General features: G+C 75.1%; 10 protein-coding genes. All 10 read left to right on the top strand.

Annotation, left to right across the window (positions count from 1 at the left end; all coding sequences use genetic code 11):
- Positions 1 to 102 precede the first annotated feature (102 nt).
- The 10 genes from OG556_RS25625 (at position 103) to OG556_RS25580 (ending at position 25,073) form a co-directional block, all read left to right on the top strand.
- A complete protein-coding gene (locus OG556_RS25625; protein ID WP_371519750.1) occupies positions 103 to 1,335 on the top strand; it encodes an IS256 family transposase in 1,233 nt (410 codons plus the stop codon).
- A 260-nt stretch (positions 1,336 to 1,595) separates the two neighbouring features.
- The gene (locus OG556_RS25620) at positions 1,596 to 1,724 is read left to right on the top strand and encodes a hypothetical protein (RefSeq protein WP_371519747.1); all 129 of its coding nucleotides are present in this window, start codon (positions 1,596 to 1,598) and stop codon (positions 1,722 to 1,724) included.
- Between the two features lie 60 nt (positions 1,725 to 1,784).
- Positions 1,785 to 1,997 carry an MbtH family protein gene (locus OG556_RS25615; RefSeq protein ID WP_363585184.1) on the top strand — a complete coding sequence of 71 codons (213 nt, stop codon included), beginning with the start codon at positions 1,785 to 1,787 and terminating at the stop codon, positions 1,995 to 1,997.
- Between the two features lie 209 nt (positions 1,998 to 2,206).
- Positions 2,207 to 11,764, top strand: coding sequence for an amino acid adenylation domain-containing protein (locus tag OG556_RS25610; RefSeq protein WP_371519745.1), 9,558 nt, complete (start codon positions 2,207 to 2,209; stop codon positions 11,762 to 11,764).
- 158 nt (positions 11,765 to 11,922) lie between these two features.
- On the top strand, positions 11,923 to 19,041 hold the full coding sequence (locus OG556_RS25605; protein WP_371519742.1) for an amino acid adenylation domain-containing protein: 7,119 nt from the start codon (positions 11,923 to 11,925) through the stop codon (positions 19,039 to 19,041).
- A gap of 132 nt (positions 19,042 to 19,173) precedes the next feature.
- Positions 19,174 to 20,220 (top strand): SAM-dependent methyltransferase, encoded by a 1,047-nt coding sequence (locus tag OG556_RS25600; RefSeq protein ID WP_371519740.1) that lies wholly within the window; start codon positions 19,174 to 19,176, stop codon positions 20,218 to 20,220.
- On the top strand, positions 20,220 to 21,233 hold the full coding sequence (locus OG556_RS25595; RefSeq protein ID WP_371519738.1) for a histidinol-phosphate transaminase: 1,014 nt from the start codon (positions 20,220 to 20,222) through the stop codon (positions 21,231 to 21,233). Before OG556_RS25600 ends, OG556_RS25595 begins: the two co-directional genes overlap by 1 nt.
- A gap of 201 nt (positions 21,234 to 21,434) precedes the next feature.
- Positions 21,435 to 22,739: an MFS transporter gene (locus OG556_RS25590; protein WP_371519734.1), complete on the top strand. Its 1,305-nt coding sequence runs from the start codon at positions 21,435 to 21,437 to the stop codon at positions 22,737 to 22,739.
- A 52-nt stretch (positions 22,740 to 22,791) separates the two neighbouring features.
- The gene (gene hppD, locus OG556_RS25585) at positions 22,792 to 23,889 is read left to right on the top strand and encodes a 4-hydroxyphenylpyruvate dioxygenase (protein WP_371519732.1); all 1,098 of its coding nucleotides are present in this window, start codon (positions 22,792 to 22,794) and stop codon (positions 23,887 to 23,889) included.
- Positions 23,886 to 25,073, top strand: coding sequence for an alpha-hydroxy acid oxidase (locus tag OG556_RS25580; RefSeq protein WP_371519729.1), 1,188 nt, complete (start codon positions 23,886 to 23,888; stop codon positions 25,071 to 25,073). Before hppD ends, OG556_RS25580 begins: the two co-directional genes overlap by 4 nt.
- Positions 25,074 to 25,133: the final 60 nt, after the last annotated feature.

The raw sequence follows: 25,133 nt of genomic DNA, 5'->3' as shown, positions 1-25,133 counted from the left end.
CGCGGTGACAGGCGGATGGCCGCCGTTGCACGCCTGTCGCCCCGTCAGGGCGGCCGGAGCGGACGGCCGGCGGACGAACGGCCGACAGACGGAGGGCACCCCTTGTTGCGAGCTGATCCCGGCCCGGCGGTCCCGCCCGTGGACCTGGCCGAGCTGGTGGACCAGCGGCTGGTACGGCAGTTGGCGGAGGCCGCCGCCGAGCAGGTCGGCTCCGGCGCGATCAGGCTGCTGGGCGACGGCGGGCTGTTCCAGACGCTCGCCAAGCAGCTGATCGAGCACGCTCTGGAGCTCGAACTCCAGGAGCACCTGCGCGGGGCCGAACCCGGCGCCAACGTCCGCAACGGCGCCCGGGCCAGACGGCTGCTCACCGAGGTCGGCCCGGTCGAGGTGCGGGTGCCCCGGGACCGCCAGGGCAGCTTCACCCCCCGGGCCGTCCGCCCCCGGGCCCGTCGGCTGCCCGGCCTCGACCGGCTGGTCATCTCGCTCACCGCGCGCGGCCTCAGCTCGGGCGAGCTGGTGGCGCACCTGGCCGAGGTGTACGGCGTGGAGCTCAGCCGGGAGACCGTCTCCGCCATCACCGACCAGGTGCTCGACGAGCTCGACGAGCGGCGCCGGTGCCCGCTCGACCCCGTCTACCCGGCGGTCTTCCTCGACGCGGTGCGCAGCGGCCGCTCGGGCGGCCCGCTGGTGCACCTGGCGCTCGGGATCTCCGCCGACGGCCGGCGCGAGGTCCTGGGCCTGTGGCCGGCCGCGGACGGGGAGCACTGGCCGCAGGTGCTGGCCGAGCTCACCGAGCGCGGGGTGCGCGAGGTCTGGGTGCTGGTCGGCGACACCGGCGGGGGCCTGGCCGAGGCGGTGGCGGCGCGGTGGCCGCGCACCGTGGTGCACGGCTCGATGGCCCACCTGCTGCCCGCGGCGCTGCGGCACGCGCCCGGCGAGGACTGGGGTGCGCTCGCGCGGACGCTGCGCGAGATCTGTGCCGCGCCCACCGAGCGGGCGGCGATGGCGCGGCTGTCCCGGGCCGAGCGGGAGTGGGGTCCGGGCCACCGCGAGGTGTTCCGGGTGTGGCGGTCGGCCTGGCCGCTGCTCGCCGCCGGCTTCCGTTTCGGCCCCGAGGCGCGGCGCCTGCTCGCGGGCGGGGGCGCGCTGGAGCGGCTGCACGCCCGGCTGCGCCGGATCGAGCAGGCCTCGGGCCGGGTGCAGGACGAGCGCGCCGCGCTCAAGCGCGCCTACCTGGCGACGATCGCCCTGGAGTCACCCGCCTCGGCGGGGCGGACGTGGTCCGACGACTGGCCCACCGTCCGCGATGAACTGCGCCAGGGCTCCCGCTTCTGACGCTCCGTTGACCGAAACCCTCGCCGGTGACCGGTTCCCACCACTGATCTGACAGTGCCAGGCACTCTTTGGATCAGATCTGTCTGTTTTTGACATGGTCTGTTCGGGCTTCCGGTTCCCGCAATGCGTGTTCCCGATCATGGCCAGAGCTTCCACCCCCGTTTGAGCCTCGGCAGGATGAATTTCCGAGCGAAGAGGGCCGACCGCCCCCTCGGAAAAAGGAATTAACGATGAAGAATCTTGCCGTTCGCATTCACCATATGCTCGGGATTCTCGCCGTTCTGCTGGTCGCCGGACTGGGCGTCCAGAGCAGCGCCGACCCGTACGCGCCCCTGGCCGCCGCCACCCCCGTCTCGGCGCCCAACGCCGACTCCGGCTGGGGTCCGTGAGCCGCGCTCCGGCGTAATTCCCCCCTCCCGAAATTTCTCCGAACAAAGAGGAAACCGACGATGGCGAACCCGTTCGAGGACCCCGACGCCAGCTACCTCGTCCTGGTGAACGACGAGGGCCAGCACTCGCTGTGGCCGGTCTTCAGCCCGGTGCCCGACGGCTGGCAGCAGGTCTTCGGCGCCGCCGGCCGTCAGGACTGCCTCGACTACGTCGAACAGCACTGGCAGGACCTGCGGCCGAAGAGCCTGCTCGCCCAGCAGTCCGGCCACTGACCGCGACAGCCCGGCGCTGAAGCCGCACCACCAGAACAGCCAGACCCACCAGAACAGCAAGACCCGCCAGAACCGGCCAGAACCGCCGAACCGCGCCACCACGCCACCGCACCGCCGCTCCACCGACCACCCGGGCCGACCGCCCCGAAGGTCGCCGAGCAAGCCGTTCCCGCCACCGCGGGGGCCAGCCGTACGAGGGAGAGAGTCACATGTCCGGGGTCCAGCAGACGCACAGAGCCGACCGGCGGCCGACCCTGACCGCGCTGGTGGACGCCCAGACGTCCCGCACCCCGCAGGCCCCCGCCCTGTACGCCGAGGGCACCACCCTCACGTACGCCGAGCTGGACGCCCGCGCCAACCGGCTGGCCCGGGTGCTCGCGGCCCGCGGCCTGGGCACCGAGGACATCGTCGCGCTCGCCCTGCCGAAGTCCCCCGAGGCCGTCGCCGCGATCCTCGCCGTGGCCAAGACCGGCGCCGCCTGGCTGCCCGCCGACCCGGCCTACCCCGCCGAGCGGCTGCGCCACATGCTGACCGACTCCCGCGCCGCCCTGGTGCTCACCACCGCCGAGGCCGCCGCCCACCTGCCCGGGACCGGCGCCCCCCGGCTGCTGCTCGACTCCCCCGAGCACCTCGCCGAGCTGGCCGCCCGGCCCGGCACCCCCTTCACCGCCGCCGAGCGGGTGCGGCCGCTGAGCGCCGGGAACACCGCGTACGTGATCTACACCTCCGGCTCCACCGGAGTGCCCAAGGGCGTGGCCGTCACCCACACCGGGCTGCCCAGCATGATCGACACCCAGGTCGCCGCCACCGGGGTCTGCCCCGGCAGCCGGGTGCTCCAGGCCGCCTCGCTCAGCTTCGACGTCTCCGTCTCCGACCTGGCCGTGGCACTCTCCACCGGCGCCGCCCTGGTGCTCCCCCGCGAGCAGAGCCAGCTGGTCGGCGAGCCGCTGGCCGCGCTGATCGAGCAGTACGGCGTCACCCACGCCGACATCGCCACCGCGATGGCGGCCACCCTGCCGGACGTGCCGCTGCCCTCCCTGCGCACCCTGATCGGCGGCGGCGAGGCCATCCCGCGCGAACTGGCCGCCCGCTGCGGCCGCGACCGCCTGATGCTCAACAGCTACGGCCCGACCGAGACCACCGTCATCGTCACCATGAGCGAGCCGCTCACCGGCGAGGAGCAGCCCCCGATCGGCCACCCCTGCCAGGACGTGCGCATCCACGTGCTGGACGAGCGGCTGCGCCCGGTCGAGCCGGGCACCGTGGGCGAGCTGTACGTCTCCGGCCCGCACCTGGCCCGGGGCTACCTCGGGCGCCCGGGCCTGACCGCCGAGCGCTTCGTCGCCTGCCCCTTCGGCGAGCCCGGCGAGCGGATGTACCGCACCGGCGACCTCGGCAGCCGACGGCCGGACGGGCAGCTGGACTTCGTCGGCCGGGCCGACGACCAGGTGAAGATCCGCGGCTTCCGGGTGGAGCTCGGCGAGGTCGAGCAGGCCCTCTCCGCCCACCCCGAGGTGCGCCAGGCCGTGGTGCTGGTCCGCGAGGACCGCCCGGGCGAGCGCCGCCTGGTCGGCTACACCGTCGGCGCCGCCGACCCGGCCGAGCTGCGCGCGTACTGCGCCGAGCGGCTGCCCGACCACATGGTGCCCACCGTCGTGGTGCTCGACCGGCTGCCGCTCACGCCCAACGGCAAGGTGGACAAGCGCGCCCTGCCCGCGCCGGTCTTCGCCGCCGCCGAGGAGGGCGGCCGGGCCCCCGCCGGGGAGCTGGAGCACACCCTCGCCCGCCTCTTCGCCGAGGTGCTGGGCCTGCCCGCGGTGGGCGTCACGGACTCCTTCTTCGAGCTCGGCGGCGACTCCATCGTGGCCATCCGGCTCGTCTCCCGGGCCCGGCACGCCGGGCTGCAGCTCACCCCCCGCGAGGTGTTCCTCTCGCCGACCGTCGAGGCACTGGCCCGGATCGCCCGACCGCTGGAGGGGCCGGTCGTCGCCGAACCCGCCGGCGCCGGCCTCGGCGAGGTGCCGCCGACGCCCATCGTGCACTGGCTGGCCGCGCAGCACGGCGCCGTCGAGAGCTTCTACCAGTCGACCCTGCTCACCCTCCCCGCCGGGAGCGGGCCCGAGCACGTGACCACGGCCCTCCAGGCGCTGCTCGACCACCACGACGTCTTCCGCGCCCGCACCTCCCCGCTCGCCGAGCGCCCCTGGACGCTGCACGTCCCCGCCCCCGGTACCGTCCCCGCCGAGGCCGCGCTGCGGCACGTCGCGGGCCCGGCCACCGAGGAGGCGCTGCGCGCCGAGACCGAGGCCGCCCGCGAGCGCCTCTCGCCCGAGGACGGCCGGATGCTCCAGGCCGTCCGGTTCGACGCCGGGCCGGGCCTGCCCCCGCAGCTCCTGCTCGTGATCCACCACCTGGCGGTGGACGGCGTCACCTGGCGCATCGTCGAGGAGGACCTGCTCGCCGCGCTCGCCGCCCTCCGCGAGGGCCGGGCCGTGGCGCCGGCGCCGGTGCCCACCTCCTTCCGCCGCTGGGCCCAGCGGCTCACCGCCGAGGCCGGGACCGACCGCCGGGCCGCCGAACTCCCGCTCTGGGAGGCCGCCCTGGCCACCCCGGACCCGCTGCTCGGCGAGCGCCCGCTCGACCCGGCCCGGGACACCTACGCCACCGAGGGCGTCCTGCGGCTCGTGCTGCCCGCCGCGACCACCCAGGCCCTGCTGACCCGGGTCACGGCGGCCTACCACGCGCAGGTCAACGACGTGCTGCTGACCGCGCTGGCGCTCGCCCTCGGCCACTGGCGCGGCGCGGCGACCACCGGTCCGGACGGCGCCGTGCTGGTGACCGCGGAGGGCCACGGCCGCGAGGAGATCGTCGACGGCGTCGACCTCCACCGCACCGCCGGCTGGTTCACCTCCCTCTACCCCGTCCGGCTCGCCCCCGGGGCGCTGCCCTGGTCCGAGGTCACCGCGGCCGGCCCCGGGCTCGGCCGGGCCCTCGGCCGGGTCAAGGAGCAGCTGCGCGCCGTCCCGGACAACGGCATCGGCTACGGCCTGCTGCGCCACCTCAACCCGGCCACCGCCGCCGTGCTGGCGGGGTACGCCGATCCGCAGGTCGAGTTCAACTACCTGGGCCGCTTCGCGCCGGAGGGCGTCACCGCCGAGGACGTGCTCGCCGGCACCGAGGCGATGAGCGAGGGCGCCGCGACCGGGCTCGCGCTCGGCCGGGTGCTCGGCCTGGACGCCACCACCGTCGACACCCCGCAGGGCCCGCTGCTGGTCGCCCAGTGGTCCTACGCCACCGGGCTGCTCACCGAGGAGCGCGTGGCCGCGCTCGCCGAGGCGTGGTTCACGGCGCTGCGCGCGCTCGCCGAGCACGCCGACCGGCCGGACGCGGGCGGACACACCCCCTCCGACTTCCCGCTCGTCACGCTCGACCAGTCCGAACTGGACCGGCTCGCCGAACACCACGCCCCCGCCCGCCTGGTGGACGTCTGGCCCACCTCGCCGCTCCAGCAGGGCATGGCCTTCCACGCGGCGTACGACACCGACGGCGCCGACGTCTACACCTCCGTCTGCACCTTCGACCTCACCGGCCCGGTGGACGCCGACCGGCTGCGCGCCGCCGCCGAGGCACTGCTGCTGCGCCACCCCAACCTCAAGGCGGGCTTCCACCAGCGCCCCGACGGCCCGCCCGTGCAGGCCGTGCCGGACGGCGTCGAACTGCCCTTCACCGTCCTCGACCTGACGGCGCACGCCGACCCGCAGGCCGAGGCCGAGCGGATCGCCGCCGCCGAGTACGGCCGCCGCTTCGACCTCGCCCGGCCGCCGCTGCTGCGCTACACCCTGCTCACCCTCGCCCCCGGGCGCCACCAGCTGATCGCCGCCGCGCACCACATCCTGCTGGACGGCTGGTCCACCCCGCTGTTCGCCGAGGAGCTGTGGGGCCTGTACTTCCAGCAGCCGATGCCCCCGGCCGCCCCCTACCGCGAGTACCTGCGCTGGCTCACCCGGCGCGACGGCGCCGCCGCCCGCGCCGCCTGGGCCCGGGCCCTGGCGGGCGCCGACGAGCCCACCCTGCTGGCCCCCGGCCGCTCCGCCGCCGCCCCGCAGCTGCCGCTGCGCCTGCACACCGGCCTCACCCCGGCGGCCACCGAGGCGCTGGCCCGCACCGCCCGCCGCTACGGCGTCACCCTCAACACCCTCGTCCAGGCCGCCTGGGGCGTGCTGCTGGCCCGGCTCACCGGGCGCGAGGACGTGCTCTTCGGCACCACCGTCTCCGGCCGGCCGCACGACCTGCCGGGCGTGGAGCGGATGGTGGGCCTGCTCATCAACACCGTGCCGGTGCGCGTCACCCTCGACCCGGCCGAGAGCTGGGGGCAGCTGCTGCTGCGCCTCCAGCACGAGCAGTCCGCGCTGCTGGACCACCAGCACCTCAGCCTCACCGAGATCCAGCAACTCGCCGGAGTGGGCAGCCTGTTCGACACCGTCACGGTGTACGGCAACTACCCGGACCCGTCCGCCCTGGACGAGGCCGACCCGAGCGGCGCCACCCACGTCACCCTGGTCGAGGACGTCGACAGCGCGCACTACCCGCTGCTGCTGGCCCTCACCCCGGGCGACGGCCTCCAACTGCGCCTGGACCACCGGCCCGACGCCTTCACCCCCGCCGAGGCGCGCACCCTGCTGGACCGCTTCCTCGCCCTGCTCGACCGGATCGTCGCCGACCCGGCCGAACCCGTCGGTGCCGTCGAGGTGTTGACCGAGGAGGAGCGCGAACGGCTGCTGACCTGCGGGACCGGCGCCACCGCGCCGCTGCCGGCGGCCGCGCTGCCCGAGCTGTTCGAGGCGCGGGCCGCCGCGGCGCCCCACGCGGTCGCGCTCACGGCCGACGACGTCGAGCTGACCTACGCCGAACTCAACACGCGGGCCAACGGATTGGCGGTGCGACTGGTCGAGGCCGGGGTCCGCCCCGAGACCCCCGTCGCGCTGTTGATGGAGCGCTCGGCCGCCCTGGTGGTGGCGATCCTGGCCGTGCTCAAGGCCGGCGGCGCCTTCGTGCCGCTGGACGACGCGCAGCCGGCCGAACGCCTGCGAGCCGTCCTCGCGGACTCCGGGGCCCGGCTGGTGCTGGCCGACACCGCCCACCGGGCGCACCCCGCGCTGACCGGGCTGGACGTGCTGGACCCCGAGGGTCACGGGACCGCCGGGAACCTCGGACTCCCCCTGAGTGCCGACCAGTTGGCGTACGTGATGCACACCTCCGGCTCGACCGGCGTGCCCAAGGGGATCGGCGTCACCCACCGGTCCGTGGTCGACCTCGCGCTCGGCGGGACGTTCACGGGCAGCGGCCACGAACGCGTCCTGCTGCACTCCCCCGTCGCCTTCGACGCCTCCACCTACGAGCTCTGGGTCCCGCTGCTCTCGGGCGGCCGCGTGGTGGTCGCCCCGGCCGGGCGGCTCGGCGTCGCCGAGCTGGCGACCGCGATCAGCCGGGGGCGGGTCGGCGCCGCCTGGATGACGGTCGGGCTCTTCAACGTGCTGGCCGCCGAGGCCCCGGAGACCTTCGCCGGGCTGCGCGAGGTGTGGACGGGCGGGGACATCGTCTCGCCGGCCGCCATCCGGCGGGTGCTGGAGCGCTGCCCCGGCCTGCGGGTGGTGAACGGCTACGGGCCGACGGAGACGACCACCTTCGCGACCCGCCACCCGATGGCCACCGCCGCCGAGGTGCCGGCCGCTGTACCGATCGGGCGTCCGCTGCCCAACACCCGGGTGTACGCGCTGGACGCCGGGCTGCGCCCGGTCCCCGTCGGCGTCGCCGGTGAGCTGTACGTCGCGGGCGCCGGGCTGGCCCGGGGCTACGTCGGCCGCGCCGGCCTGACCGCCGAGCGCTTCGTGGCCTGCCCCTTCGGCGAGCCCGGCGGCCGGATGTACCGCACCGGCGACGTGGTGCGCTGGACCACCACGGGCGAACTGGAGTTCGTCGGCCGCGCCGACGACCAGGTCAAGCTGCGCGGCTTCCGGATCGAACTCGGCGAGGTGGAGGCCGCGTTCACCGCCCACCCGGCCGTCGGCCAGGCCGTCGCCGTGGTCCGCCAGGACCAGCCGGGCGACAAGCGCCTGGTCGCGTACGTCACGGGCCCCGTCCGGCCCGACGACCTGCGCGCCTTCGTCACCGACCGCCTGCCCGGCTACATGGTGCCCGCCGCGATCGTCACCCTCGACGCGCTGCCCGTCACCCCCAACGGCAAGGTCGACCGCCGCGCCCTGCCCGCCCCCGACTACAGCGGCGCCGCCGCCGGCCGGGCCCCGCGCACCGGCACCGAGCAGGCGCTCTGCGAACTCTTCGCCGAGGTCCTCGGATTGGCCTCGGTCGGCATCGACGACAGCTTCTTCGACCTGGGTGGCCACTCGCTGCTCGCCACCAAGCTGGTCAGCCGCGCCCGCACCGCCCTCGGCACGGAGCTGCCGATCCGCGCGCTCTTCGACCACCCGACGGTGGCCGCCCTGGCCGCCGCCCTGCCCGCCTCCGGCGCGGCCCGCCCGGCCCTGCGGCCCGTCAACCGACCGGAGCGCGTGCCGCTGTCCTCCGCGCAGCAACGCCTTTGGTTCATCGAGCAGTTCGAGGGCCCGAGCGCGCTCTACAACACGCCCGTCGCCCTCCGGCTGACCGGCGCCCTCGACCGCCCCGCGCTGGAAGGCGCGCTGCGGGACGTGGTGGCCCGGCACGAGGTGCTGCGCACCGTCTTCCCGACCACCGACGGCCAGCCGCACCAACTGGTCGCCGAGGCGCCCGAGTCGATCCTGCGGACCATACCCGTGGCCACCGAGGAGGCGCTCCGGGCCGCCCTGGCCGAGGCCGGCGGGCAGGTCTTCGACCTCGCCCACGACCTGCCCGTCCGCGCCACGCTGCTCTCCCTCCCGCACGACGAACACGTCCTGCTCGTCCTGATGCACCACATCGCCACCGACGGCTGGTCCGTCGCCCCCCTCCTGCACGACCTCGCCACCGCCTACCAGGCCCGACTGGCCGGCACCGCACCGCAGTGGAAGCCGCTCCCCGTGCAGTACGCCGACTACGCCCTCTGGCAGCACGAACTCCTCGGCACCCCGCAGCAGCCCACCGCCCTGCTCACCGAACAACTCGACTACTGGCAGCAGGCGTTGTCCGGCCTCCCGGAGGAACTGGCGCTCCCCTACGACCGGCCACGACCGGCCACGCCCAGCCACCGGGGCGGCGCCGCCGAGTTCGAGGTCGGCGCCGAACTGCACACCGCCCTGGCCGAGTTGGCGGGCCGGCAGAACGCCAGCCTCTTCATGGCCCTGCAAGCCGCCGTCGCCACCCTCTACACCCGCCTCGGCGCGGGCACCGACCTCCCGCTCGGCACCCCCGTCGCCGGACGCACCGACGAAGCCCTCGACGACCTGGTCGGCTTCTTCGTCAACACCCTGCTGCTGCGCACCGACACCAGCGGCAACCCCACCTTCCGGGAACTGCTGGACCGCGTCCGCCGCACCGACCTCGACGCCTACGACCACCAGGACATCCCCTTCGAGCGCCTGGTCGAACACCTCAACCCCCCGCGCACCACCCGCCACCCCCTCTTCCAGTCGCTCGTCGCCCTGGAGAGCGGCCCGGCGGTGCCCGCCGCCTTCGGCGACCTGGCCTGCGCGGACCACCCCTTCGAGCTGGACGTGGCCAAGTTCGACCTGTCCTTCCGCTTCACCGAACAGGGCCCCCAGGCGGGCCTGTCGGTGGCGGTCGAGTACGCGGCCGACCTCTTCGACCACACCACCGCGACCGCCCTCGCCGAACGGCTGCTGCGCGTCCTGCGCGCCGTCGCCGCCGACCCGGACGCCCCGATCGGCAGCATCGACATCCTCGACCCCGCCGAACGCGAGCACCTGCTCACCGGCTGGAACGGACCGGCGGCCCCGGTGCCCGACGCCACCCTGCCGCAGCTGTTCGAGGCCCAGGCCGCCGCCACCCCCGACGCCCCCGCCCTGGTCACCGGCACCGCGCAGCTCAGCTACGCCGAACTCGACTCCCGGGCCGAGCACTTGGCGGCCCACCTCGCCGAGTCGGGCGTCGGCGCCGACACCCCGGTGGTCCTCCTGATGGACCGCTCCGCCGACCTGATGACGGCGATCCTGGCGGTGGCCAAGGCCGGCGGCACCTACGTCCCGCTGGACGACCGGCACCCGGCCGAGCGGCTGCGGCAGATCACCGCCGAGACGCGGGCGGCGCTCGTCCTGGTCGATCCCGCGCACCAGGGCCACCCGCTGGCCGCCGACGCCCCCTGCCCCGTCCTGCCGCTCACCGAGGGCTGGTTCGACGGCCCGCGCAGGCGGCGCGCCCAGCCCGCCGGGCTCCACCCGGAGCAGCTCGCGTACGTGATGTTCACCTCCGGATCCACCGGGGTGCCCAAGGGCATCGCCATCACCCACCGGGACGTGGTGCAGCTCGCGACGGACCCGTGCTGGCACCACCCCGACGGGCTGCGGGTGCTCTTCCACGCGCCGCACGCCTTCGACGCCTCGACCTACGAACTGTGGGCGCCGCTGCTCTCCGGCGGCCAGGTGGTCGTCGCGCCGCAGGGCGACCTGGACGCCTCCGCCATCCGCGAGCTGGTCCGGGCGCACGGGCTCACCCACGTGCACGTCACCGCCGGGCTGTTCCGCGTCATCGCGGAGGAGGACCCGGGCATCTTCACCGGCGTGCGCGAGGTGCTGACCGGTGGGGACGTCGTCTCCGCCCCGGCCGTCCGCCGGGTGCTGGAGGCCGTCTCGGGCATCGCGGTGCGGGCACTCTACGGGCCGACCGAGACGACGCTGTGCGCGACCCAGTTCCCGATGCCGACCGCCTCGGCGGTCCCGAACGTGGTGCCGATCGGTCGCCCGCTGGCCAACACCCGCACCTACGTGCTCGACAACGCGCTACAGCCCGTACCCGCCGGTGTGGCAGGCGAGCTGTACATCGCCGGCGCCGGACTCGCCCGCGGCTACACCGGCCGACCCTCCCTCACCGCCGAACGCTTCGTCGCCTGCCCGTTCCTCACCGGCGAGCGCATGTACCGCACCGGCGACCTCGCCCGCTGGACCACCGACGGCATCCTGGAATTCCTCGGCCGCGCCGACGACCAGGTCAAGATCCGCGGCTTCCGCATCGAACTCGGCGAAGTCGAAACCGCCTTCACCGCCCACCCCGCCGTCGGCCAAGCCCTCGCCCACGTCCGCGAAGACCAGCCCGGCGACAAACGCCTCGTCGTCTACACCACCCTCACCACCACCTCGACCGACAGCGCCACGGGCACCGTCACTCCCGGCGAACTGCGCGCCGCCGTCACCGACACCCTCCCCAGCTACATGCTCCCCGCCGCCGTCGTCATCCTCGACACCCTCCCCGTCACCGCCAACGGCAAAGTCGACCGCCGCGCCCTCCCCGCCCCCGACTACACCGGCACCACCGAAGGCCGCGCCCCCCGCAACGACACCGAACAAACCCTCTGCGCACTCTTCGCCGACGTCCTCGGACTCACCACCGTCACCATCGACGACCGCTTCTTCGACCTCGGCGGCCACTCCCTCCTCGCCACCAGGCTGGTCAGCCGCATCCGCGCCGCCCTCGGTACGGAGCTGCCGATCCGCACCCTGTTCGACGCTCCCACGGTCGCCGCCCTGGCCGCCGTCCTGCCCGAGCGCGAGCAGACGGCCGCGCCGAAGAAGGCCCGCCCGGCCCTGCGGCCGATGCGCCGCCCGGGCGGCCCGGCCTGATCTGCCGCCCACGTCGCGGCCCCGTCCACCGCAGGATGCGCGCCCGCCGCCGGCCCGGCCGGCGGCGCGGCCCGCCGCGTCCCGCGAGCACCGAACCCCACCAGACCCACCCGCCCCAGCAGTCACAGCACCCGTAAGTCGCCAGTCGGAGGCAGACCTTGATCCCGTTGTCGTTCGCCCAGCAGCGGCTCTGGTTCATCGAGCAGTTCGAGGGCCCGAGCGCCCTCTACAACACGCCGTTCGCCCTCCGGCTGACCGGCGAGCTCGACGCCGCCGCCCTCGAAGGCGCGCTGTGGGACGTGGTGGCCCGGCACGAGGTGCTGCGCACCGTCTTCCCGACCACCGACGGCCAGCCCCACCAGCACATCCTCGACCAGGGTCGCCCGCCACTGCACCGGGTGCCGGTGGCCGACGAGACCGAACTGTCCGAGCGGCTGCGCGAGGACGCCGGGCAGGTCTTCGACCTCGCCGCCGACCTCCCCGTCCGCGCCTGGCTGTACGCCCTCCCCGCGCCGGGCGAGCACGTCCTGCTGCTGCTGACGCACCACATCGCCAGCGACGGCTGGTCCGTCGCCCCGCTCTTCCGCGACCTCGCCACCGCGTACGAGGCCCGGCTCGCCGGCACCGCACCGCAGTGGGAGCCGCTGCCGGTGCAGTACGCCGACTACACCCTCTGGCAGCGCGAGCTGCTCGGCGAGGAGGACGACCCCGAGAGCGTCGTCTCCCTGCAACTCACCTACTGGCAGCAGGCGTTGTCCGGCCTCCCGGAGGAACTGGCGCTCCCGTACGACCGCCCCCGCCCGACCGCGCCCACCCGCCGGGGCGGGGCCGCCGAGTTGGAACTCGACGTCGAACTGCACACCGCCCTGGCCGAGTTGGCGGGCCGGCAGAACGCCAGCCTCTTCATGGCCCTGCAAGCCGCCGTCGCCACCCTCTACACCCGCCTCGGTACGGGCACCGACCTGCCGATCGGCACCGTCGTCGCCGGACGCACCGACGAAGCCCTCGACGACCTGGTCGGCTTCTTCGTCAACACCCTGCTGCTGCGCACCGACACCAGCGGCAACCCAAGCTTCCGGGAACTGCTGGACCGCGTCCGCCGCACCGACCTCGACGCCTACGACCACCAGGACATCCCCTTCGAGCGCCTGGTCGAACACCTCAACCCCACCCGCACCGCCGGCCACCCCCTCTTCCAGTCGCTCGTCACCCTGAACACGGAGCGGGCCGGCGACCTCGCCTTCGGCCCGGTGGCGGCCCGGCCGGTCGAGGCCGGCGAGGCCCAGGCCCAGTTCGACCTGAACTTCAACTTCGTCGAGCACCTCACGGCGGACGGCGACTGCCTCGGCGTCCGCGGCGCCGTCGACTACGCGGCCGACCTCTTCGACCACACCACCGCCACCGCCCTCGCCGAACGGCTGCTGCGCGTCCTGCACGCCGTCGCCGCCGACCCCGACGCCCCGATCGGCAGCATCGACATCCTCGACCCCGCCGAACGCGAGCACCTGCTCACCGGCTGGAACGGACCGACCGCCCCGGTGCCCGACACCAGCCTGCCCCGGCTGTTCGAGGCCCAGGCCGCCGCCACCCCCGACGCCCCCGCCCTGATCACCGACGCCGAACAGCTCAGCTACGCCGAACTGAACGGACGCGCCAACCGCCTCGCCGCCCTGCTGCTGGCGCGCGGCCTGACCACCGAACAGCCCGTGGCGGTGCTGATGGAGCGCTCCGCCGGGCTGCTCACGGCCGTCCTCGCGATCGCCAAGGCGGGCGGCACCTACGTCCCGCTGGACGACCGCTACCCGCTGGACCGGCTCCAGCACATCCTCACCGACACCCGCACCGGCCTGCTGCTCACCGACCCGGCCCACCACGGGCACCCGGTCCTCGCCACCGGCGGCTTCGCCACCGTCGAGGTCACCGACGCGCTGCTCGCCACCGCCCCCGAGGCGGGCGACCCGGCCGTGCCCGTGCACCCCGGCCAGCTGGTCTACGTGATGTACACCTCGGGCTCGACCGGCCTGCCCAAGGGCGTCGCCGTCACCCACCGCAACGTGGTCGACCTGCTGGGCAACCAGCACTTCCGCGAGGGCCACCACGAGCGCGTCCTGCTGCACTCGCCCACCGCCTTCGACGCCTCCACCACCGAGATCTGGGCGCCGCTCGTCACCGGCGGGGCGATCGTGCTGGCCGAGCCCGGCGAGCTGGACGTCCGGCGCCTCGCCGAGACCATCACCACCCACCGGGTGACCCTGGTCCAGGCACCGTCGGGCCTGCTGCGGCTGATGGCCGAGGAGACGCCGGAGGCCTTCCGGGCCGTCCGGCAGGTGTGGACCGGCGGCGACGTCGTCCCGCCCGAGGCCGTCCGCCGGCTCTTCCAGGCGTGCCCGGACACCTCCGTCGTCGCGGTCTACGCGCCCACCGAGACGACGGCCATCAAGACCACCTTCACCATGACCCCCGTCTCGGCGGTCCCGAACGTGGTGCCGATCGGCCGCCCTCTGGCCAACACCCGCACATACGTGCTCGACAACGCGCTACAGCCCGTACCCGCCGGCGTCGCAGGCGAGCTGTACATCGCCGGCGCCGGACTCGCCCGCGGCTACACCGGCCGCCCCGCCCTCACCGCCGAACGCTTCGTCGCCTGCCCGTTCACCACCGGCGAGCGCATGTACCGCACCGGCGACCTCGCCCGCTGGACCACCGACGGCATCCTGGAATTCCTCGGCCGCGCCGACGACCAGGTCAAGATCCGCGGCTTCCGCATCGAACTCGGCGAAGTCGAAACCGCCTTCACCGCCCACCCCGCCGTCGGCCAAGCCCTCGCCCACGTCCGCGAAGACCAGCCCGGCGACAAACGCCTCGTCGTCTACACCACCACGTCGACAGAGAGCGTCACTCCCGGCGAACTGCGCGCCGCCGTCACCGACACCCTCCCCAGCTACATGCTCCCCGCCGCCGTCGTCATCCTCGACACCCTCCCCGTCACCGCCAACGGCAAAGTCGACCGCCGCGCCCTCCCCGCCCCCGACTACACCGGCACCACCGAAGGCCGCGCCCCCCGCAACACCACCGAACAAACCCTCTGCGAACTCTTCGCCGACGTCCTCGGACTCACCACCGTCACCATCGACGACCGCTTCTTCGACCTCGGCGGCCACTCGCTGCTCGCCACCAAGCTGGTCAGCCGCATCCGCACCGCCCTCAGCACCGAACTGCCCATCCGGGCCCTGTTCGACGCCCCGACCGTCGCCGCCCTGGCCGCCGTCCTTCCCGCCTCCGGCACGGCCCGCCCGACCCTGCGGCCGGTCGACCGGCCCGAGCGCATCCCGCTCTCCCCGGCGCAGCAACGCCTGTGGTTCATCGACCAGTTCGAGGGCCCCAACGCGCTCTACAACACCCCGTGCTCGGTGCGCCTGACCGGCCGGGTCGACGCCCCCGCCCTCCAGGCGGCGCTGACGGACGTCCTCGACCGCCACGAGGTGCTGCGCACCGTCTACCCCGCCACCGACGGCCAGCCGCACCAGCTGATCGTCGAGCGTCCCGAACTCCCGCTGCACACCGTGCCGGTGGCCACCGAGGAGGCGCTCCGGGCCGCCCTGGCCGAGGCCGGCGGGCAGGTCTTCGACCTCGCCCACGACCTGCCCGTCCGCGCCACACTGCTCTCCCTCCCGCACGACGAACACGTCCTGCTCGTCCTGATGCACCACATCGCCACCGACGGCTGGTCCGTCGCCCCGCTCCTGCACGACCTCGCCACCGCCTACGAAGCCCGCCTCGCCGGCACCGCACCGCAGTGGCAGCCGCTCCCCGTGCAGTACGCCGACTACGCCCTCTGGCAGCACGAACTCCTCGGCACCCCGCAACAGCCCACCACCCTCCTCACCGAACAACTCGCCCACTGGCAGCAGACGTTGTCCGGCCTCCCCGAGGAACTGGCGCTCCCCTACGACCGGCCCCGCCCGACCGCGCCGACCCGCCGGGGCGCGGCGGTGGAACTGCACCTGGACGGTGAACTCCACGGCGCCCTGGTCGAGTTGGCGCAGCAGAGCCGGGCCAGCGTGTTCATGGTGATGCAGGCGGCACTCGCCACCACGCTGGGCCGCCTCGGCGCGGGCACCGACCTGCCGATCGGCACCGTCGTCGCCGGCCGCACCGACGAAGCCCTCGACGACCTGGTCGGCTTCTTCGTCAACACCCTGGTCCTGCGCACCGACACGTCCGGCGACCCGAGCTTCCGGGAGCTGCTGGAGCGCGTCCGGATCGGCACCCTGGACGCCTTCGGACACCAGGACGTGCCCTTCGAGCGCCTGGTCGAGCTGCTCAACCCGGCGCGCTCGACGGCCCGGCACCCGCTCTGCCAGGTGATGCTGACCTCGGGCGGCGACGCCGGAACGATCAACCTCGGCGGCCTGCCGGGCCGGGTCGAGGCGCTGGATTCGGACCTCGCCAAGTTCGACCTGACCTTCGCCTTCGGCGAGACCTTCGACCGCGACGGCGCCCCCGCCGGGCTGGAGCTGTCGGTCGAGTACGCCGTCGACCTGTTCGACCGGGCCACGGCGGCGGCGACGGCCGCGCGGTTCGAGCGCGCCCTGCGCGCGGTGCTGGCCGACCCGGACCAGCGGGTGGGCCAGGTGGAGATCCTGGCGCCGGAGGAGCGGCGGCAGCTGATCACGGCGTGGAACGACACCGACCACCCCGTCGCCCCCGCCACCTTCCCGGCGCTCTTCCAGGCCCAGGCCGCCGCCCGCCCCGACGCCGTCGCGCTCGCCTTCGGCGCCGAGCAGCTCAGCTACGCCGAGCTGAACGGACGCGCCAACCGCCTCGCCCGGCTGCTCACCGCACACGGCGCGGGCCCCGAGCGTTTCGTCGCGATCGCGCTGGACCGCTCGATCGAGCTCATCGTCGCCCAGCTCGCCGTCCTCAAGGCCGGCGCGGCCTTCCTCCCGCTCGACCCGCGCTACCCGGCCGACCGCATCGCCTACATGCTCGCCGACGCCGCGCCCGTCCTGGTCCTCACCACCGGCACGGTGGCCGCCGGCCTGCCGGCCGACAGCGCCGTCCCGCGCCTGCTGGTCGAGGAGCTCGACACCTCCGGCCACCCGTCGCACGACCTCACTAACGCCGAAACCAACGCCGAAACCGGCACCGAACCCGGTACCGCCACCGACGCCGCCGCGTACGTCATCTACACCTCCGGCTCCACCGGCCGCCCCAAGGGCGTCGTCGTCCCCCACACCGGCCTCGCCGCCCTGGTCGAGAGCCAGCGCCAGAGCCTGGCCGTGACCCCGGACAGCCGCTACCTGCTGTTCGCCTCCCCCTCCTTCGACGCCGCCGTCGCCGAGCTCAGCCTGGCCCTGCTCACCGGCGCCCGCGCCGTCCTCGCCGACGCCGACCAGCTGCTGCCCGGCCCCGCCCTGGCCGAACTGATCGCCGAGCAGGGCGTCACCCACCTCACCCTGCCGCCGACCGCCCTGGCCGTCCTGCCGCCCGACGCGCTCGCGCACGTCGAGACCCTGGCCGTCGCCGGGGAGGCCTGCCCGCCCGACCTCGTCGAGCACTGGTCCGCCCGCCTGCGGATGGTCAACGCCTACGGGCCGACGGAGTCCACCGTCTGCGCCAGCATGACCACCCCGCTGTCCGGCCGGATCGCACCGCCGCTGGGCCGGCCCGTCCTGAACACCCGGCTGCACGTCCTGGACGCCGCCCTGCAGCCCGTCCCCGCCGGGGTCGTCGGCGAGCTCTACCTCGCGGGCGCCGGCCTGGCCAGGGGCTACCTCAACCGGCCCGGCCTGACCGCCGAGCGCTTCGTCGCCAACCCCTACGGCGCCCCCGGCAGCCGGATGTACCGCACCGGCGACCTCGCCCGCCGCCGGGCCGACGGCTCCCTGGAGTACCTCGGCCGCACCGACCACCAGGTCAAGGTCCGGGGTTTCCGCATCGAACCCGGCGAGATCGAGGCCGCCCTCGTCCGGCACCCCTCCCTCGCCCAGGCCTTCGTCCTGGTCCGCGAGGACCGCCCCGGCGACCGGCGCCTGGTCGGCTACGCCGTGGCCCGGCCCGGGCAGACGGTCGACCAGGCCCTCCTGCGGGCCCACGTCGGCGCGACCCTGCCCGACCACATGGTGCCCTCCGCCGTCGTGGCCCTGGACGCCCTCCCCCTCACCGCCAACGGCAAGGTCGACCGCCGCGCCCTCCCCGCCCCCGACACCGCCGCCTGGCCCGGCGCCGGCCGGGCACCCGGCACGCCGCAGGAGGAGGTGCTCTGCGGGCTGTTCGCCGACGTGCTCGGGCTCGAACGGGTCGGCGTGGACGACAACTTCTTCGAGCTGGGCGGGCACTCGCTGCTGGCCGCCCGCCTGGTCGCGGGGCTGCGGGAGCTGGTCGGCACGGGCGAGGGGATCGGGGTCCGCACCGTGTTCGAGGCGCCGACCGTCGCCGGGCTCGCCGAGCGACTCGCCCGCGGGCCGGGCGCCGAGAGCTTCCCCGTCCTGCTGCCGATCCGCACCCGGGGCTCGCGCCCGCCGCTGTTCTGCGTCCACCCGGCCGCGGGCATCAGCTGGGTGTACACGGGGCTGCTGCGCCACCTCGACGCCGAGCAGCCGATCTACGGCCTCCAGGCCCCGGGCCTGGCCGATCCGGGCCACCGCCCCTCCTCCGTCGCGGAGTTGGCGCGCGACTACCTCGCGCAGATCCGCGCCGTCCGCCCCGAGGGCCCGTACGCCCTGCTCGGCTGGTCCTTCGGCGGGGCCGTCGCCCACGCGATCGCCGCGCTGCTGCGCGAGCAGGGCGAGGAGGTCCGGCTGCTGGCCCTGCTGGACGCCTACCCGGGCACCGGCGAGGCCGGGCCCGAGCAGGGGCGGGACGACCCGGAGCAGCTGGCGGTGATCCTCGACTCGCTCGGCCACCCGGCCGGGGAGATCGGCGCCTGGCCCGAGGACGAGGACGGCTACGCCGAGCTGGTCCGGCACGGCGAGGGCCCGCTCGCGGGCCTCAGCGGCGCCGCGGTGGCCCGGGTGGTCGCGGTCTTCCGGACCAACGCCGAGCTGGCGCACGCGCTCCCGCTGCCCGGCTACGACGGCGACGCGGTGGTCTTCACCGCCGCCAAGGACCGCCCGGCCGACGCCCCCGACCCGGACGGCTGGCGCCGCCACGTGGGCGGCCGGATCGACGTCCACGAGGTGCCGAGCACCCACGGCGCCATGACGGGCCCCGAGGCGCTCGCCGTCATCGGCCCGGTGCTCGCCGCCCGCCTGACCGACCGGCCGCCCGCCTGACCGGCCGGCCGGCCACCTGACCGGCCGGCCTCCTGACCCGCCGACTTTCGCATCCCTTCCGACCGCAGGCCACCGACCTGCACCCACCGCACGGGCCGCACCCGGCCCGCCCACCGAGAAACGGACACCACCATGACCACTGCCGCCATCCCCGACACCTGGCGCGGCGTCACCCCGTCGCCCATCACGTCGACCGACGCCTACAACGGCTTCATCGCCGCCAACGTGATCTTCGCGCTGGACCGGATCGGCGTCCTGGAGAGGCTCGGGCGCGGCGAGCCGCTCTCGGCCGTCGAGGCCACCGCCCAGGGCGGCGACACCGCCCGGACCGAGGCCGTCCTGCGCGCCGCCGCCGACTGCGGCTACGTCAAGGCCGACGGCGGCACCTACGTGCCCACCGAGGTGGGTCTCGAAGTCGCCGCCGCGCGCGGCTACTTCACCTGGGCCGTCGGCGGGTACCACGACGTGTTCGGCCGCGCCGGGCACCTGAGCGCGGGGACGCACCGCTACAGCGAGGACGTCCTGCGCGACGAGGCGATGGTCGCCCTCGGCTCCGCCCAGTGCGACCAGTCGCTGTTCGCCGCGCAGCTGACCGACGTGCTCTCCGGCATCGACTTCCGCACCATCGCCGACCTGGGCAGCGGCACCTCCGCCCGGGTGCGCCGGGTGGTCGGGCAGCGCGAGGGCACCCGGGGCCTGGGCATCGACATCAGCCGCCCGGCCACCGACATCGCCCGCCGCGACATCGTCACGGCCGGGATGCAGGACCGCGTCACCGCCGTCCGGGCCGACGTCCTGGGCCTGCTCGGCACCCAGATCGACAACGACGCCGAGGCCGCCGAGGTGGCCGAGGTCGACACCGTGATGAGCTTCTTCCTGCTGCACGACCTGCTGGCCGACCCGGCCACCCGCTCCTCGATCTTCACCCGGATGCGGGAGGCCTTCCCGAAGGCCCGCACCTTCGTGCTCGGCGACACCATGCTCCGCGGCCCGGGCGAGTCCCAGAGCGCCCTGCCGGTCTTCTCGGTCGGCTTCGAGCTGGCGCACGCGATGATGGGCGTGCCGCTGCACACCAAGGAGACGTACGAGGAGCTGTTCACCGACGCCGGGCTGCGGATCGACCGCGTCGAGGCGCTGGCCACCCCGCACTCCTGGCTCTACGTCCTCCAGGCCGACTGATGGCCGCCGCCTCCGCCGCCAGACACCTGCTGGCACAGAACGAGCACCCCGGCCCGCCGCTGCCGTCCGTCGTGGCCGCCCTGGCCGCGGCCGCCGGCGACCTGCACCGGTACCCGGACTTCCGCCCGCAGCGGATCGAGGGGATCATCGCCGACTGGCAGGGCGTCCCGGCCGCTCAGGTCGTGGTCGGCCACGGCTCGGCGGGCGTGGCGCTGGACCTCTTCCACGCCGTCGTCGAGCCCGGCGACAACGTGGTGCACTCGGCGCCCTGCTTCGACGCGTACCCGCTGTTCTGCGAGATCGCCCGGGCCGAGGCCCGGGCCGTCCCGCTCGGCCCCGACGCCCGGCACGACCTGGCCGCGATGGCCGAGCGGCTGGACGAGCGCACCCGGATCGTCGTGCTGTGCAACCCGCACAACCCGACCGGCACGGTCTACTCCTGGGCGGAGCTGACGGACTTCTTCCGCCTAGTCCCGGCCACGGCGCTGATCCTGCTGGACGAGGCGTACGTCGACTTCGCCCGGGACTGGGCGGCCCCGTCGGTACCGGACCGGATCGCCGAGTGGCCGAACCTGGTGGTGCTGCGCACCCTCTCCAAGTCGCACGGCATCGCCGCCCTGCGGATCGGCTACGCGCTCGCGGAGGAGTCCGTGGCCCAGCGGGTGCGGGACCACCAGGTCCCGTACGCGGTGAACCGGCTCCAGGAGGCGGGTCTGCTGGCCGCCGTCTCGGCCCAGGACGAGGTGGACCGGCGGATCGCCGAGATCGCCGCCGAGCGGGAGCGCCTGCGGGCCGAACTGCTGGGTCTGGGCTGGACGGTGGCGCCGAGCCTGACCAACTTCCTCTGGGTCGTCGCGCCGGGTGACCAGCTCCCCCTGAGGGCGGAGCTGGAGCGCCGAGGGGTGGCCGTCCGCTACTACCCCGGCCAGGGCGTCCGGATCGCCGTCGGCGAGAAGGACGCCAACGACGCGGTGATCGAGGGCTTCACCGCCACCGCGCCCACCGCTCCCTGACGGCACCCCGCGCCTCCCTGCACCTCCTCGCGCACGTCCCCGCGCACGGCGCGTGAGGGCGCACCGTCCGCGCCCCACGCGCCCCACCGCCTCACGCACCTCACGCGCCGAGCAGCCCAGTGCCCTCAGCACCTCCAGCAACCCAGCACGCCCAGCACGCCCAGCACCCCGAAGCGCCGTCGGCGCAGCGAAGGAACCACGATGCACCCGCTGTTGGCCCGCCCGGAGTTCCGGCGCTACCTCGTCGGGCAGACCCTGTCCGTCCTCGGCGACAGCGCCCTCTCCATCGCCCTCGGCATCTGGGCCAAGGTGCTGACCGGCAGCAACTCCGCCGCCGGGCTGGTGCTGTTCTGCTTCGCCGCGCCGCTGCTGCTCCTACCGCTGGGCGGCCTGCTCGCCGACCGGGTCCGGCGCAGGCCGCTGCTGGTCGGCGTCAACCTGGTGGTGGCGGCGGGGTTGACGCCCCTGCTGCTCGTCGACGGTCCGGACCGGGTCTGGATCATCTACTGCACGGCCTCGCTCTGCGGTCTCGCCGGGGCCGTGCTGGCCCCGGCGCAGAGCGCCCTGCTGCGCACGATCCTGACGGATCGCCAGGACTTCGGCGCGGCAGCCGGGTTCACCCAGAGCGCCCGGGCCGGCACCACGCTGGTCGCGCCGCTGCTCGGCTCGGGCCTCTACAGCTGGCTGGGCGGGCACGCCGTGGCGCTGGCCGACCTCGGCGTGCTGCTGCTGGCGGCCCTGGCCTTCCTCGGCCTGCGGGCGGACGAGCCCAGGCCGGAGCCCTCGGGCCGCCGGTGGCGCACCGAGGTGCTGGCGGGCTTCGCCCACCTGCGCGGTGCGACCGGGCTGCGCCCGCTGGTGGCGGCCACCGCCGTCACGGGCTTCGTCCTGAGCCTGCTCCAGCCGGTGCTGTTCGCGCTGACCCAGCACGGGCTGCACCGCCCGCCGCAGTTCCTCGGCGTGCTGGAGACGACCGAGGCGGTCGGGGCGCTGGGCGGCTCGGTGGTCGGCGGTCTGCTGATCGGCCGGCTCGGGCCGCGCCGGACGGTCATGGCGGGGTCGGTGGTGTTCGGCCTCGGCACGGTCCTGCTGCTCGCGCCGTCCCTCCCCGTGGTGGCGGCCGGCCTGGTGATCGCCGGGGCGGGCATCCCGGCCGCCATGGTCGGCCTCGCCACGGCCGCCCAGGCGGCCACGCCGCCCCAGCTGATGGGCCGCGCCCAGGCGGCCGTCAACCTCTCGCTCACCGCCCCGCAGGCCCTCGCGGTCGGGGTCGGCTCCGGGCTGGTGGCCGCCCTGGACTTCCGGGTCGTGCTGGCCGTGATGGTGCTCGGCGCCCTGCTCGCGGCCGCCCACCTGCTCGGCAAGCCCGAGGCCCCGACCGAGCCCGAAGCCCCCAACGGCACCGAGGCCCCCGCCGGGACCGAGGCCCCCGCCGAACCCGCGGCCCCCGAAGAGCCCGAGAGCTCCACCGAGCCCGGGAGCGCCCCGGACCTCCAGCGCACCTGATCACCCGATCACCCTCGACACCTCCTCTCCTCCTCACCAGAAAGCTCCTCAGATGACCGACCGCTCCTCGCCCACCGCCGCCCCGCTCCCCGTCGAACTGGACCACGTCGAGTTCTACCTGTCCGACCTCACCGCCGAAACCGCCCGGCTGACCAGCGAGTACGGCTTCGAGCTGCTCGTCCCGCCCACCGAGCGCGGCGAGGCCGCCGAGCGCTGCCTCTCAGCGCTGGTCGGGCAGGGCACCATCCGGCTGCTGCTCACCCAGCCGCTGGCCAGCGGCCACCCGGCCACCGGCTACCTGGCCCGGCACGGCGACGGCGTGGGCGCACTGGCCCTGCGGGTGCCGGACGCCGCCGACGCCTACCGGACGCTGACCGGCCGGGGCGCCGACGGCCTGCGCCCGCCGCAGGCCGCGCACGGCTGCGTCACGGCGGTGGTCGGCGCCTTCGGCGACGTGGTGCACACCCTGATCGAACGCGGCCCCGAGGCCCCCGCCGGCCGGATCCCCGGCCTGCCGGACGCCCTCCCCGTGACCGGTGCCGGCACGGTGGGCCTGCGCTCCGTCGACCACTTCGCGGTCTGCGTCCCCTCCGGCGAGCTGCGCGAGACCGTCCGCCGGTACTGCGAGGTCTTCGGCTTCCGGATGATCTTCGAGGAGCGGATCGAGGTCGGCGCCCTCGGCATGGACTCGGCGGTCGTGCAGAGCGCCGACCACAGCGTCACGCTCACCCTGATCGAGCCGCTCAGCCCGGACGCGGGCGGCCAGATCGCCTCCTTCCTCGCCGACCACGGCGGCGCCGGGGTGCAGCACGTGGCCTTCTCCTCCGCCGACGCCGTGCACTCCGTCTCCGCGATGGCGGAGCGCGGCGTGCCGTTCCTGCGCACCCCGGGCGCGTACTTCGACGTGCTGCCCGCCCGTCTGACGCCGCTGCGGCACTCGCTCGACCAGCTGCGCGCCCTGCACCTGCTGGTCGACCAGGACCACGACGGCCAGCTGTTCCAGATCTTCACCCGCTCCCAGCACCCGCGCGGCACCTTCTTCTTCGAGGTGATCGAGCGCATCCGGGCCCGCACCTTCGGCAGCAACAACGTCCGCGCCCTCTACGAGGCCGTCGAACTCCAGCGCAGCGCCAGCGAAGTGGCGGGATGAGCGCGCCGGCCCTGACCGGGCACCAGCCCTCCCCCGCCCCGTCGCCGTCCTCCCCGTCACCCTCCGCCCAGCCGCTCTCTCCCCAGCCGCTCTCCGTCGCCGAGTACGCGGAGCCCGCCCGGGCCGTCCTCGCGCCCGAGGTCTGGGACTGGCTGGAGGGCGGCGCGGAGCGCGAGCGCACCCTCACCGGCAACCGGGCGGCCTTCGACCAGCTGGCCCTGGTGCCCCGCGTGCTGGCCGACGTCTCCGCCTGCGACACCGCCACCACCCTGGTGCGCAGCCGCGCGAGCCTGCCGGTGGCGGTGGCGCCCGTCGCGTACCACCGGCTGTTCCACCCCGAGGGCGAGCTGGCCTCGGCCCGGGCGGCGGCCGCGGCGGGGGTGCCGTTCACCGTCGGCACGCTCAGCAGCGTCGGCTTCGAGGAGCTGGCCGCGACGGGAGCCACGCTCTGGTTCCAGCTGTACTGGCTGCGCGACCGGGGTCGGCTGCTCGACCTGGTCGCGGCGGCCGAGGCGGCGGGCAGCGAGTGCCTGGTCGTCACCGCCGACGTACCGTTCATGGGCCGCCGCCTGCGCGACGCCAGGAACGCCTTCGCGCTGCCCGCGGACGTCCGCGCGGTCCTGCTCGAAGACGGCGCCGCCGGGCGGGCCCACCAGGCCACCACCGCCGTCTCGGCCGTGGCCGCGCACACCGCCGAGCTGCTCTCCCCCGCCGTCACCTGGGCGGATCTCGCCTGGCTGCGCGAGCACACCAGCCTGCCGCTGATGATCAAGGGGGTGCTCGACCCGGCGGACGCGGTACGGGCCGCCGAACTCGGCGCCGAGGCCGTGGTGGTGTCCAACCACGGCGGCCGCCAGCTCGACCGGGCCGTCCCCTCGATCACCGCGCTGCCCGCCGTCGCCGAGGCGCTGGCCGGCCGCGACTGCCAGGTGCTGCTGGACAGCGGGGTGCGCGGCGGATCGGACGTGCTCACCGCCCTCGCCCTCGGGGCGTCCGGGGTGCTGCTCGGACGCCCGATGATCTGGGGCCTGGCGGCCCGGGGCGAGGCCGGCTGCGCCCACGTGCTCGACCTGCTGGCCGCGGAGCTGCGGCACGCGCTCGGCCTCGCGGGCTGCGCCGACCTGGGCGCGGCCGCCGCGCTGCGCACCACCCCCATGCCCTGCCCCACCTGGAGTGCCCCGTGACCACCACCGCCCCACCCCGCGGCCTGCTGCGGGCCGACCTGCACCCCTCCCTCGCCGACC

Source organism: Kitasatospora sp. NBC_01300 (genome assembly GCF_041435235.1).
Taxonomy (GTDB): Bacteria; Actinomycetota; Actinomycetes; order Streptomycetales; family Streptomycetaceae; genus Kitasatospora.
Note: the sequence above shows the minus strand (reverse complement) of the source record. Positions and strands in the feature narration are given on the sequence as shown.

Coding starts and splice junctions, on each gene's coding strand:
- OG556_RS25620 (WP_371519747.1), top strand. CDS start 1,596: ATGCTCGGGATTCTCGCCGTTCTGCTGGTCGCCGGACTGGGCGTCCAG.
- OG556_RS25615 (WP_363585184.1), top strand. CDS start 1,785: ATGGCGAACCCGTTCGAGGACCCCGACGCCAGCTACCTCGTCCTGGTG.
- OG556_RS25610 (WP_371519745.1), top strand. CDS start 2,207: ATGTCCGGGGTCCAGCAGACGCACAGAGCCGACCGGCGGCCGACCCTG.
- OG556_RS25600 (WP_371519740.1), top strand. CDS start 19,174: ATGACCACTGCCGCCATCCCCGACACCTGGCGCGGCGTCACCCCGTCG.
- OG556_RS25595 (WP_371519738.1), top strand. CDS start 20,220: ATGGCCGCCGCCTCCGCCGCCAGACACCTGCTGGCACAGAACGAGCAC.
- OG556_RS25590 (WP_371519734.1), top strand. CDS start 21,435: ATGCACCCGCTGTTGGCCCGCCCGGAGTTCCGGCGCTACCTCGTCGGG.
- hppD (WP_371519732.1), top strand. CDS start 22,792: ATGACCGACCGCTCCTCGCCCACCGCCGCCCCGCTCCCCGTCGAACTG.
- OG556_RS25580 (WP_371519729.1), top strand. CDS start 23,886: ATGAGCGCGCCGGCCCTGACCGGGCACCAGCCCTCCCCCGCCCCGTCG.